The sequence below is a fragment of the Fluviicola sp. genome (assembly GCF_029266855.1).
Classification (GTDB): Bacteria; Bacteroidota; Bacteroidia; order Flavobacteriales_D; family Crocinitomicaceae; genus Fluviicola.
In genome coordinates this window covers 190,182-203,715 of record NZ_JAQSWB010000008.1, presented here as the reverse complement: position 1 = coordinate 203,715, position 13,534 = coordinate 190,182, and the positions used below count along the sequence as shown (strand labels likewise).

Sequence of the window (13,534 nt, the reverse complement as noted above, 5' to 3'; positions counted from 1 at the left end):
AAACATTTGGTATAATGAAATAGAAATGAAACGCATCCATAATAGCAAAGACTTCTCCCGAAGTATTTGGAGCTATTTTTCAGCAAACAAGCTGAGTGGATTTGTTATACCTTTACTTAGTACTTTATCTACAATTCAAATAATCAGTAAGTTATGAAAAAAGCATTACTATTCTTAGGTATGTTATCTTCTGTTGCGTATGCACAGGATTGTTCAAAAATCTTCATCTCAGAGTATGTTGAGGGTTGGTCAAACAACAAAGCGTTGGAAATTTATAATCCAACCGGTCAGGCAGTAAATTTGGGTGAGTATTTTGTTGCTCGTTATTCCAATGGTTCATCTACGGCTACGAATGCGAATGCTGTTCAATTAAGCGGAACTATTCCTGCACACGGAGTTTTTGTAGCTGTTTTGGACAAAAGAGATCCGAACGGAACTGATCAGGAAGCCCCGATCTGGGATTCTTTGGAAGTACGGGGAGATGGTTTTTTTAGCCCTGTTTATAACACAAGTAATGCGTTTTATTGGAATGGAAACGACGCCGTATTGTTAGCGAAAGGAACTTTAACAGGTGCTTCAACCAATTCAATTACTACTGCAACCGGTTTTCAGATTATTGATGTATTCGGAAAAATTGGTGAAAACCCGGCAAATGAGCAAGGACAGGTTTGTTCCAGTTGTGGTGGAGCATGGTCTTCTACTGCTCCTCATAACACAGGTCTTGGGGTCTTGTTAACACTTGATCATTCTTTGATCCGTAAGTCATCAATTAAAAAAGGGGTTACTGCAAATCCGACGTACTTTAATCCGCTTGGTGAGTGGGATTCCATTCCTGCAGTTACCTATGTGATGGATCAAAACGGGGATACGATTGAAGGGGCTAATGGTCCTATTTTGTTCGGTAACTGGTTTTCATTAGGATCACATGATTGTGATTGTACTCCATTGGCTGTTGATGAGAACAATATCGAGGAGATTTCGTTGTATCCGAATCCTACAAATGATGGAATTGTTTATGTGAAAAACACACAGGGTGTCAATGAAATCACAGTGATAGATGCACTTGGTAAGCATGTAGGCCGTTTCTCCAACAATGCTTCACCTGTTATGTCTGTTAGGTTGGGTTCAAACAGAGGAGTTTATTTGCTTCAGATCACCCATAATAACGGGGCAGTTTTAACAAAAAGAGTAGTTCTTAAATAAGTTTAATAAGGTCGGATTTATTCCGACCTTCTTTATTTGAATAAATATGTTGCGATTTATTACAACATTGGCGTTGTTATTTCCAATTTTAAGCTTTGCTCAGACTTCCATTGTCCGGGGAACGGTAAAAGATAAGGTATCGGAAGAATTTATCCCGGGAGCTTTAATCAGTATGGGGGGGAGCTTCAAGGCGATTTCGGATGATAATGGGAATTATGAATTTAAGGACGTTCCTTATGGACAATACACATTGGAAGTCGTATCTTTTGATTATGATACCCTAAAAATAAACTTTACGGTAAAAAGTAAAGAAACAATTATTGATCCGGAATTGGGGGGAAGTACCGAAATTGAGGAAATCAGGATTATTGGTAATATTTCTTTGGATCGCAAAACACCGATCGCGATCACCAAAATATCAGCGGAAAAAATTGCCGAAGAGTTGGGATCACGTGATTTGCCTATGTTGTTAAATGCAACTCCAGGAGTATATGCTACGCAAACCGGAGGAGGGGACGGAGATGCACGAATTACTGTTCGTGGTTTTGATCAGCGAAATGTAGGTGTGTTGATTGACGGAGTTCCGGTAAACGACATGGAAAATGGTGCTGTGTATTGGTCAAACTGGTTCGGGTTGGATGCAATTACCAATCAAATACAGATCCAGCGTGGTTTAGGTGCTACGAAACTTTCCATGCCATCTGTTGGGGGCTCACTGAATATTGTAACCAATGGAATGCACAATCGAAAAGGTTTTTCGTTCAAACAAGAGTACGGGACAGGAAATTTCCTAAGATCATCGCTTTCTTACAATTCCGGACGGACAAAGAAAGGATGGGGTTTTAATTTTTCAGGTTCTTATAAACAGGGAGATGGCTGGGTAGAAGGAACCAATACACAAGGAGGTTTTTACTACGGGAAAATTCAAAAAGTAATTAAAAAACATTTGATTAGTTTGTCTGCTTTCGGTGCACCTCAAAAACACGGACAACGATCATTTTATCAGCCAATCCAATACTGGGATTCCCAAGTAGCAAAGGATTTGGGGGTAACTATCGATGAAAGTGCAATTAAAGACAGGGGAATTCGTTTCAACCAGCATTGGGGATATATCACCAATGAGGATGGGAAGCAGGAAATTAAAAACGAGCGTTTAAATTATTATCATAAGCCTCAGATCACTTTAAAAGATTTTTGGCAGGTCAATAAAAAATTATCGATCTCCAATATTGGATATATGTCTATCGGTAAAGGTGGAGGTACGCGCTTGGCAAACTCAGCCGGAACGTTGTACACCGAAGAGGGGCACATTGATTGGGATGCAATTGTAAAAGCAAATCAGGTGGATCAATTATTCGGAGGTCCCAATATTGATTTGGCGTATTCCCCGACGGAATTGAAATCTACTCAGGTATTGATTTCTTCTGTAAATAATCACTTTTGGGTAGGATATTTAGGACAGTTTCAATATGAATTAAACCCGAAGTGGACTGTTTCAGGAGGTATTGATTACCGTTACTACAAAGGAAGTCACTACCAGGAAATTACCGATTTGCTCGGTGGAGATTACTATATCAATACAAGTAACTTCAATGATCCTAATCCGATGAAACGAAAGGGAGATAAAATTGCTTTGAATACATACAATAATGACCGTGATGGTTTCGTACAGTGGGGAGGAGTTTTTGGTTCTGTTGAATACTCCGGTAACAGATGGACAGCCTTTTTAAATCTTTCGGGAGTTATTAACGCTTATAAAGGAGTTGACTATTTCCAGAAAAAGGTATTGGATTTGGGAGATACAACTTTACGTATCGGTGCTAATGATACTATTGAATACAATGGAAATACCTATACGGCATCTTCTCCGGGATTGGAATATTTTGCAACTGATTGGAAAAGTATTCCCGGAGGAACAGTGAAAGCCGGAGTAAGCTATATTTTGAATGAAAATTCAAAATTATACGCAAACTTAGGATATTTATCGCGTACACCGCAATTTAGTAATGTTATTGATAACAATACGAACAGTTTCTTTAGGGAAATTAAGAATGAGGTTATTCAGGCAGTGGAATTGGGATATAGTTTCTCCAACAAATATTTTGGTGTAAATGTCAACGGATATTTTACCAATTGGAAGAATAAACCGTTTCCATTTGGAGTAGCAATTCCGGATCCAAATGATCCTACTGCAACCATTTATTTGAATATTAATGGAATGGATGCAATTCATTACGGAGGTGAGATAGATGTTGCGTATAACATTTTTAAAAATCTTCAGGCTGAAGCAATGCTTTCTTTAGGCGATTGGACATGGAATTCATCAGAAACGTTTTATGTGCCGGAATTGGATTACAGCTTCACGTTCGATGCAAAAGGGGTTCATGTTGGGGATGCTGCTCAAACAATGCTGAATTTCAGTCTGAGATACGAACCGATAAAAAAATTGTATTTCAAAGTGCAATACCAGTGGTTCGACAGATACTATGCAGCATTTAATCCATTCTATCTCCAAGGCGCCGATGCCCGAAGAGAAGCCTGGAAATTACCTTCCTATGGTTTGTTGAATGCTTTTGCAGGATACTCCATGAATATCAAAAAAGTAAATCTTTTCTTCAATGCAATGGTTTCAAATGTATTGAATACAAAATTCATGGCTGATGCCACTGATAGTTATTATGCTCCATTTAATGCGGATGCACAGTCAGCTTCTGTGGTGTTTGGACAAGGGTTGAGATTTAACCTGACATTGGGGATTAATTTCTAAAAAACAGAAAAGAACAACAATAGATGAACTTTTTGGATGAGTGGCATCACTTGATTCAGAGATAAAGACCGATTTTATTGAAGGTACAGCGAACTGATCGTTGGAGCTGAAAAAAATCCGGACTAGATTAAAAAATAGGAATTAGAAAACAAATGACAAAAATGAGAAAGTCGATTTTTTTACTACTGTTATCAGCTTTTGCTTATAGCGTATCTGTAGCACAAGCGGTGTTACCAACAACGTGGAGTTTTACCACAACGTCCCTGCCTGTTGGATGGACAGAATCAGGAACAGCGTTTTACACTGCTTCCGGTAATACACCTCCGGCAATGAAGTTTGACGGAACTGGAGATTACCTGATTATCAATTTCGCAAGTGCTCCGGGTGCATTAACTTATTACCTGGCAGGAAATTCTTTCAGCGGTGGAACATTCACAGTAGAAGAATCTGCAAACGGAGTTTCTTACACGGCATTGCACACGCATACTGCTCCTCCTGCAGGAGTTTACCAGATGTTTACGGATAATCCGAATTCATTGACGCGATTCATCCGTTTCATTTATACAAATAAAGTAAGCGGAAATATCGGTTTGGACGACGTGAATATTGCAGTTGGAGCTGCTACACCTGCCCAGGAAATCAATGTAATGTACAATACGAATACGATTGTTTCTGGAGGAACTCAAATCGTTAGTTCACCGGTTGCAACCATGACCCCATTTACATTTACGGTTGAAAACCTTGGTACGTCAAATACTCTGAATGTTTCGAGTGCTGTTATTTCAGGGCCGGCTGCTGCAGACTTTACAGTTGCATCTTTCCCGTCAACAGTTGCGTCGGCTTCCAACCAGTCATTGACCGTTAACTTTACACCGTCAACTGCTGGTAACAGAAATGCTGTTCTTACGATTAACAGTGATGATGCGGATGAAGCAGCTTATGTGATTAACTTATACGGTATTGGCGGTAACCTGGCAACAGAACCTGCGAACCAAGCAACAAACCTTGTTTTTTCGAATGTGAAATCATACAGACTTACAGGATCCTTTACACCGACAAGCGCAGAAGGATACCTAGTTTTACGTAAAAAAGGTTCTGTAATAACAGGAGTTCCGACAGATGGTACTGTATATCAGCGCGGAGACATTGTTGGAGATGCCCAAGTTGTTTATTCCGGAGCAGCTACTGCTTTCACACCGAACAACATCGTTGCAAGTACCGATTATTATTTTACAGTATATGCATACAACGGACCTGGAACATATAGAAATTATTTGGCAACGGCTCCTTTAGCAGCAAATGTGACCTCTTCAGGTTCAATGGTCCCTGCCGGTTATTATTCAGGAATTAATACAAGCAGCCCAACATTTGTTGCTGATCTTCACAACTTGACGAACCCGCACCAGGAACAATTCTATAGTAATTACGGTATTTATATGGTGAATTTGTTTACAGCACGTGACACGACTTTGAATCGTCGTGTGGTAACTTGTGTTTATAGTGGTGAAAACAAGATCTATACAGAACCATTTGATTTTACTGCAACAGGATTCAGCCGTGAGCATACTTATCCGCACAGCTGGATGCCGACAAACCCTGCACAGGATTTACCGGAGTACAATGATTACCACCATTTGTTCCCTACAAACCAAAATAATGCAAATGCATTGAGAAGCAATTATCCTTTGGGTAAAGTGGTGAATGTAAGTTCCACTTACCTGGGATGTAAATTCGGAACGGATGCAAACGGTAACCAGGTATTCGAACCAAGAGATGCTCACAAAGGTGATGCGGCAAGAGCGATGATGTACGAAGCTATCTGTTACACAACTGTAAGCGGAAACAGCTGGGCGTTCCCCAATCCGATCAGTGGTTCAATTCAATACGGACAGGATCAGGCGATCTTAAAACAATGGAACGTACAGGATATGCCGGATGCATGGGAAATTTCAAGAAACGACTTTTTGGATTCACTTCAGGAAAACAGAAACCCATTTGTTGATAATCCGAACTACGCTTGTTTCGTAAACTTTACAAATATGAACTATGAACAATTCGGTTGTACTGCAGATGTGGAAGAAGCGTTATTGAACGGATTTATTTTATATCCAAACCCGGTAACGAATGTATTGTTGATGAACGTAGATGCAACAACAATTACTGGTTACCAGATTACGACAATGGATGGTAAAGTAGTTAAATCTGCTGATGCGATCAATCAGGTTTTAGTTGAATTAAATATTCAGGATTTGAAAGCAGGTTCGTATATTGTGAATGTAAAGACTCCATACGGACAAGCTCAAAAAACAATAGTTAAAAACTAAGCATGAGAAGAATAGTTTTTCTTTTTTTTCTAATAGGAGCAGGCTTTACGGCCTGCTCTTATCATTTACAGATAAAAGGATCGAAACAAAATGTGGACGGTTCTGCCAAATCATCTGTGGAAATGGATTCATTGATTGCTCCTTACAGAAGAGAGATGCTCAAAGAATTCGGCCAGGTAATCGGTGAAACGAGTAGAGACCTGGTAACCGGTCGACCCAATTCCGCGCTGGGTTTCTGGTTGTGTGACCAGTTGATAAGGAAAGCAAAAGACAGTGTGATTTTCAGAAATGAACCTTTGGTTGCCTTTATCAATAACGGAGGACTCAGAGCAGATTTGCCCATGGGAATGATCACCGTTGGAGATATTTATAAAGTAATGCCTTTTGACAACCGGATAGTGTACCTGAAATTATCCATTGATAAGATTCCCGAAATGGAGGCCTACCTGAAAGAAAAAGGAGGCGAACCGATTGGCGGATTTCGTTTAATGAAAGGAAAACTGGAGTTCCCGAATAGCCTGGCACAAAGCAAAAAATATTTTTGGGTAGTTACGTCTGATTTTCTGGCTAATGGAGGAGATAACATGTCCTTCTTTAACAATCCTTTGGAGCGATTGGATACCAACATACTCTTTAGGGACTTCATTATCGAGGCTGTTAAAAAAGAGAAAAAAATAACGTACATTCCTGAAGAAAGAATAAATTGGTAAAATGGAACGAAGATTATTTTTACAGCAAACCGGTGTAATTGCAGGAGCTGCTATCGTAGCGCCATCTTTGATGAGTGCCGGGAAAAAGCAAAATAAATTAGTGATCCTGCACACCAACGATACCCATTCCAATATTGATCCCTTCCCGGTAAACCATCCGAAGTTCCCGAATATGGGCGGAGTTTCCAGGAGAGCCGGTTTGATTCAGTCGATCCGTAACCAGGAAGAAAATGTATTGTTGCTTGACGCCGGGGATATCTTCCAGGGAACGCCTTACTTTAATAAGTTTAAGGGAGTTTTGGAAATGAAGACCATGGCTGAAATGAAGTACGATATTGTCACCCTTGGTAATCACGATTTCGATATCGGGATGGAAGCTTATAAAAATGCTTTGTCGCATGCATCGTTCCAGGTTGTAAACGCAAATTACGAACTCAGTTCAACACCGCTCTCTGAAGTTGTAAAACCATATACCATTATCAAAAAGGCCGGATTCAAGATCGGGGTTTTTGGTTTGGGAGTTAATTTACAAGGTTTGGTTCCTGCGGAAAACTGGAAAGGACTGACTTACCGGGACCCGGTTCAGACAGCACAACAACAGGCGGATGCTTTGAAAAAAGAAGGGTGTGACGTGGTCATTTGTTTGTCTCATTTGGGCTATGAATACAAAACCGACCAGGTTTCGGATAAAGTATTGGCTGCTTCGACTTCAGGAATTGATGTTATTATCGGCGGACACACGCATACTTTCCTGGAAGACCTCCAGGAGTTTAAGAATCAAAAAGGTAAATCTGTTTTTGTAAACCAGGTAGGTTACGGTGGGTTGAAACTGGGCCGGATCGATATCGAATTATGTATGGATTCAGGTAGGTTTACCATTGCTTCAACCAATCAATTACTGGATGAAAATATCATTTAATAAATAATAAAAAAGTAGGGGCGCTATTAATAGCGCCCCTACTTTTTTATTCAACGATCAACTCGAGTTGTTCTTTGGATAATTTAATCAAACCAATGCGGTCAAAGCTTCCCATGATCTTTGCCTGAACAAGGATGTTCAATCCTTCATCTTCGGTTTTAATGAAGTCGCAGGCAGTAAGCGGGATGTTTTTCCCGATGTATTTTTTTCCGGCCAAACTACCACCCGCATTATAAATAGTCAATAAAAGCTGATTGCTTCTTGTGGAAGATAAGAACGCTTTGTAATGTGTTCCGCCTATCGTAAGATCTTTGATCAAAACCGGTTTTTCAGCATTCAGTTCCGATTGTCCCTGGGCAGAAATTGATTCCGTAATATCGATCGTGGTTGGAGTAAGCGTGGCACTGGCGTTGTAATACAGGTTGTCGTAAGAAAAGCGTGCCAATGAGAACTGGGAACCTCCGGAAGGAGAAATAGCAGCTAATCCGCCGTTAAATCCGGCACCGTTATAAACTCCGGTAAAATTCAGGTTCTGATCGAGAAAAATCAATGAAAAACTGTAATTGTAGAATCCATTCATTACAATGTAATTCTGCTCGGGTGTAGAGCTGACAAAGAAAGGCATGCGTTTTCCATCGAAAGTAATGTGATCCACAATCTGTTCTTCCACATCCGTAAAAATATCCAGGTTCGCTTCCTGTGTAACGGAAACCATGTCGGGAGTCAGTTTGTGAATACCGGTCTGCATACTTGTCCGGTTGTAATTCTGAATGTAAACAGCTGATCCCGAGTTGTAGGCGTAAGTAGGATAAAGGATGTCGGTGAAACCGGAAACCTCGCTTGTACCCTGGTTGTTTTCGTCAATTTTCAGTACATAAGTAAACAAGCCAACAGCATCCATACAAACCAAATAATTTTGTCCGTTGCTCTTGATCAGGTTGGGAACTGCATTGACATAATTGGCCGGCAGTTCGTAATTCCAAATAAATTCTCCTGCATTGTCAATCTTCATCAAGTGTATTCTCCAGCCGTCATACGCACTCATAACGATGTATCCGTCGTTATTTGCCGCTGTTGTAATGCTCAAAGGGTGAAAATGTTTGTTCCCGTTTTGGTCATCATAGACCTTGATAAAGGAGTCTTCCGGTTTGGATTTCTTCTTACAGGCCGAAAAGCTTAGTCCCAGCCCCAAAAAGATCACACCATAAATAAATAGCTTCATAATATCAATATTAGTTCTGATTAGTGTCTGCTTTTTCTAAGAATTTCCAATGAAATGGAATTGTCAATAGGGAACATAATTGTTAATTGAATATCCAGGTTCATGAGTTTTAACTGATCCATGACATCGAGGTACTGAACACTCAAACCGGTATAATCTGCATAGCGGTTTTCGTCGTTGACAATTGAACGGAATCCGTAACGGAAATTACTTTCCAGGCTGATAGCGAAGTAATTGGAGAAATAGGTCAGTCCCAAGCCGGCTGATAGTCCGAAGTTCGCTTTGTTAATGTGTTCGGTAAGCTCAGTTTCCCCGGTTTGATCTGCGGTTTTTTTGTCCACATCACCATCGATCGTATAATCGTAAAAGATGGTTTTCCTTGCCTGATGCCTGAAATTGGCATAAATTCCTCCCTGTATGTAAGGGGAGAATTGGGAAACCGTGAAATCCCAGCGAACTGATATGGGAAGATTCACTCCTGACAACTTTTGCTGGTGCATCATTTCCATCGAAAAGTCCGAAGCGTTTACGGTATCCGACCATGCATAGGCAGTCAGATAATTGAAACTGCTTGTTTGATATGCAGGCTGAAAAACAATTGAAAGGTTTTTCTTAAAAGAATACGAGAAATACAAACCGAATTGGGAGCCTTTGTTCTTAAACAAGCCCTGGTAATCTTTTTCCTTTTCCGAATCATCACCATACGCGGCTGATTGCGGTGTAGGAACCAGCATGGAATAATCTTTCACGACGTGAGCAGCACTGAAATTCATGCCACCCGATATTCCGAGATACATCCTGTTTTTCCGGTGTACGGTATATTTTGTTTGGGCCGATCCGTTAAAATAAAATGGAAAGGCCAGTATTAGAAGTAAAATTCTGTTCAGCTTCATTATTTGGAAAGGATTACTTTTTCGGTAAGTACTACACTGTCATTTGCAATAAGCGTGACGAAATACGTTCCGTTTGCATAGCGCGATAAATTGAAATCCAGTACATGTTCTCCCGGAACTGTCGGAGCGTCGGTAATATTCCCGATTGTCCGCCCGGAAATATCCTTGATCTCAATATGTACTTTGGTTTCTTTTTGCAGCAAATAGGAAATACTGATACCTGAACTGGTTGGATTCGGATAACATTTCAGCCATAAATTCTCCTTGAATAATTCACTTGTACTTAATTCCTTGCACCGGATATAATCTACGCGATTAGTGACGAAGTTTTCAAATTTCACGTGTTCGATAGCTGCATCGGGTGCTGCAAACCAGTCTTTCACAACAGAAGTGAACACCTGGCGGTAATCGTGTTGTAAAGGAATGTTCCCGTTTTGCAGGTTTTGCAGATCCGGGTTATCTCCATAAACTCCCGGATTTAAACAGGTACCGTAAACCAGCATCGGAGCAGCATTTCCATGATCCGTTCCATAACTTGCATTGGACGCCACCCGGCGACCGAATTCGGAGAAGGTCATCGTCAATACACGGTCTGCCAGTCCCAGGTTGGTCAAATCATCGTAAAAAGCTTTAACCGCGGATGAAATATGGTACAACAAGGCCGCATGTGAACCCATGGTAGTATTGTTATTAACGACCTGGTTGGCATGTGTATCAAATCCACCGATCCGGCAAAGGAAGATCTTTGTTCCGATTCCTCCGCTGATCAATCGCGAAATAATCTTCAGCTGTGGTGCCAGGGGATTGTTCAATGAACCGCTTGGTGCGATGTAAGGATACAGATCCGGGTAAACCACACCTGAGTTCGCCCCGGCATCGTAAACATCTCTCAGGCGTTCGGCATAATTATTCGACTGCCTTTCAATCTGCATGATGTACTCAATTTCATCTCCTGCATGTGTAGGAGGGAAGTTCGTAGGCTCCTCGGCACCCACACTGTTTATCAGGTTGTAAAAAGCATCCGGGTTTTGGATCGAAAGTCCGGCAGGAATTCCCTGGTTGCGGTGAAATGCAAGTGAAACCCCGGTTCCTATTTCGAGTGCCAGCGGATCCGGAACGGCAGTACTTGGATAACCTATCGGATAATCCGGGTAGTAATGCTCGAAATAACGGCCCATCCATCCAGAATTGAAATAATCATTGTAGTTTCCGCCCATGTACCAGACGTCCCGGCTGCGGAAATGCGATCCGTTCATGTTCTCGTAAGAAACGTTTTGAATGATGGCCATATTTCCGTCATCATACATGGCTTTTGAACCCACCATATCGGGGTGAAGTCCGACCTGTCTGTTTGCCGGTAAATTCGGATCAAGCGTTATGTATTGGCGTGTACCGCTTTGGGGAATAGCAATATTTGGCCGCAGGTTGTAGTAATTCCCGTATTGATTGATTGGGATAACCATGTTTAGTCCGTCGTTTCCACCGTGAAGCTGGATCAGCACCAGGATCTTATCGTTCAGACTCGATTTGGCCATGGCTCCCAAAAGCCCGTCGGGTTCTACCAGGTTTAATGCAATCCCATTGAATTTCAAAAGCATTCCGGTTCCCACCAAGGATGAAATGCGTACAAAGTCTCTTCTGTCCATAGGGTGTAGTTTTTAAAATAATTGGTATTCCGGTGTCTGCATCATTGCATTGAAGAGCGACTCGAGCTGTAAACGCACATTGACATCACTGCTTGTATTGACATAATTATTCCATTCGGTGGTCCAGTTCGCTGCCGAAAGCTGGTCGAGCAAAACATCGTCCCTGAAGTAATTAAAACGAACCGCATCAATCGTAACCGGGAAGAGCCAGCTTACTAATTCCTGTACCAGGATTGTCGCATCACCGGGATTGGAACAGTTGGTTTCCACGAAATCCACGACATCCAACTTTAAGAGATTCCCACTCATCCCGGTAAACCCGGAGATCAGCAGTTCCGAAAACTTATAACGGTTCGCAAGGTAATTGGAAGAGATCCAAAAACGGTGGTAACCCGGAAACTGGTAATAGGGTTCGTATCCTGCTACATCGTAAGGTTCGAAAAACTGAAGTCCCTGCAGATCAAGTTGACCGATCAACTGACCGTACATTTCATAATGAGCCGCCAACTGCGTTGTTTTATCAGGAACAGTGAGATTAAATAAACGCATCGTTCCGATAACGAGATCCATCGGTGATTTAATGATCGCACCAATGTTGTTGTCTTCTGTGATCGGGGTGTCGAGGTCATAGAAGTGTTCGCTTTGGAACAAGACTTCCAGTACGGAAATAATATCGTAATTGTTGCTTGACAGTGTTGTTGCTAAGGGTTCGATGATATCCGTTTCAATTTCGGGGGTTATATCGTAATATACGAATTCCCGGTAGATCCTTCTGCAAATATGTCTTGCAGTGTGCGGTGAAGCAAATACCATATTGATTACGTCGTCCAATTCGGTGTAAACCGCAGTTACCGCAGCATTGCTTCCCACCACGCTTCCGGTTTGGATCACTGTATTATTGAAAGCTCCTGAGAATTGTTTTGAACTAACATCGTGCTGGGAGGAAGTGGTGGCACTGCCTTTTACTTTCCCTGTCGGGAAACCGGTTACCGGATCTATCGTTTGGAAAGTCGGATCGATTCCCCAGCCGGTCAGGGCTTTGGTAAGTGCCTGTACATCCTGTTCCGTGAAATTGGTATAATCCCCTAAACTTACTTCCTCGCCTTTTCCGACCGTATACAATTCCAGGAATTCACGTGCGAAATTTTCCTGCGGAACACCTTTGATATTCAGGTTTCCATCCAAATGTATCAGCATAGCATTGTCAATACAAATTGCCTTTGCCAGGTCCTTATAATTTCCCAAAGCATAGTAACGCAGCAGGCGCAGGTAATCAATTGCAAACTGGGCTTCACCTTCAATTCTACTCATGATCATCGGGAAATGCGTGTGGTAGAACCAGATCATCCGTTCTGTCAGATTTGCTCCCGAAGCACGCATGTTTTCCATCCACCAGCTGCGGGTATAATCAGACAAATTTGTACTGTTGGGACTGATTGTATTCGGATATACCCAGTCGGTGCCGCTTGCGGGATCGATCGGAAGCGGGGGCACAGGCTGAGTTTGGGTCAATGCCGTAATTGCAGCTTGTGCGGTCATTCCTGCGAAATTGGTAATATCCTGCAGTCTGGGGCCTAAAGTAGCACGACGCAGCAAATGCGCAGCTCTTTGCGAGCCTAGAGTACCCGAAATCGGATTGAGTGAAGCCATAAGTACTAGTTGTGTTCGTTATTTACAAAATCAAAATCAAAAAGTCATAACGAGTTAGACCTAATAGGAGAGGAAGAGAGAGTCAGTTCTGAAATTTAGAGAACCCAAGTTAGAATTTTTGTTTTACAAATTCAATAAAAAATCAGCAAATTGTTTGATTTTTTTTTACAACTGATTTCGTTAGTTATCCGGTATTTGTT

At 41.5% G+C, this 13,534-nt stretch carries 9 protein-coding genes; 5 read left to right on the top strand and 4 right to left on the bottom strand.

All coding sequences use genetic code 11. The annotated features are described in order from the left end of the window. Positions 1 to 153: 153 nt before the first annotated feature. The 5 genes from K0S23_RS15890 (at position 154) to K0S23_RS15870 (ending at position 7,923) form a co-directional block, all read left to right on the top strand. On the top strand, positions 154 to 1,203 hold the full coding sequence (locus tag K0S23_RS15890; protein WP_300359467.1) for a T9SS type A sorting domain-containing protein: 1,050 nt from the start codon (positions 154 to 156) through the stop codon (positions 1,201 to 1,203). Between the two features lie 46 nt (positions 1,204 to 1,249). Continuing rightward, positions 1,250 to 3,970: a TonB-dependent receptor plug domain-containing protein gene (locus K0S23_RS15885; RefSeq protein ID WP_300359464.1), complete on the top strand. Its 2,721-nt coding sequence runs from the start codon at positions 1,250 to 1,252 to the stop codon at positions 3,968 to 3,970. Positions 3,971 to 4,131: 161 nt separating this feature from the next. Next, positions 4,132 to 6,294 carry an endonuclease gene (locus tag K0S23_RS15880; RefSeq protein WP_300359462.1) on the top strand — a complete coding sequence of 721 codons (2,163 nt, stop codon included), beginning with the start codon at positions 4,132 to 4,134 and terminating at the stop codon, positions 6,292 to 6,294. Positions 6,295 to 6,296: 2 nt separating this feature from the next. Next, positions 6,297 to 7,004: a 5'-nucleotidase C-terminal domain-containing protein gene (locus tag K0S23_RS15875; RefSeq protein ID WP_300359460.1), complete on the top strand. Its 708-nt coding sequence runs from the start codon at positions 6,297 to 6,299 to the stop codon at positions 7,002 to 7,004. A 1-nt stretch (position 7,005) separates the two neighbouring features. Next, positions 7,006 to 7,923: a bifunctional UDP-sugar hydrolase/5'-nucleotidase gene (locus K0S23_RS15870; protein ID WP_300359457.1), complete on the top strand. Its 918-nt coding sequence runs from the start codon at positions 7,006 to 7,008 to the stop codon at positions 7,921 to 7,923. Positions 7,924 to 7,969: 46 nt separating this feature from the next. On the opposite strand, the gene K0S23_RS15865 is transcribed toward K0S23_RS15870, so the two are convergent. The 4 genes from K0S23_RS15865 to K0S23_RS15850 are packed head-to-tail and all read right to left on the bottom strand — an operon-like array spanning position 7,970 to position 13,334. Then, complete coding sequence (locus K0S23_RS15865; protein ID WP_300359454.1) at positions 7,970 to 9,145, bottom strand: hypothetical protein; 1,176 nt, start codon at positions 9,143 to 9,145, stop codon at positions 7,970 to 7,972. A gap of 20 nt (positions 9,146 to 9,165) precedes the next feature. Then, the gene (locus K0S23_RS15860; RefSeq protein ID WP_300359452.1) at positions 9,166 to 10,038 is read right to left on the bottom strand and encodes a hypothetical protein; all 873 of its coding nucleotides are present in this window, start codon (positions 10,036 to 10,038) and stop codon (positions 9,166 to 9,168) included. Continuing rightward, entirely contained in the window at positions 10,038 to 11,684 is a 1,647-nt protein-coding gene (locus K0S23_RS15855) for a DUF1501 domain-containing protein (protein ID WP_300359450.1), read from the bottom strand. Before K0S23_RS15855 ends, K0S23_RS15860 begins: the two co-directional genes overlap by 1 nt. A gap of 12 nt (positions 11,685 to 11,696) precedes the next feature. After that, positions 11,697 to 13,334, bottom strand: a complete 1,638-nt coding sequence (locus K0S23_RS15850; protein ID WP_300359448.1) for a DUF1800 family protein — start codon at positions 13,332 to 13,334, stop codon at positions 11,697 to 11,699. Between the last annotated feature and the right edge of the window lie 200 nt (positions 13,335 to 13,534).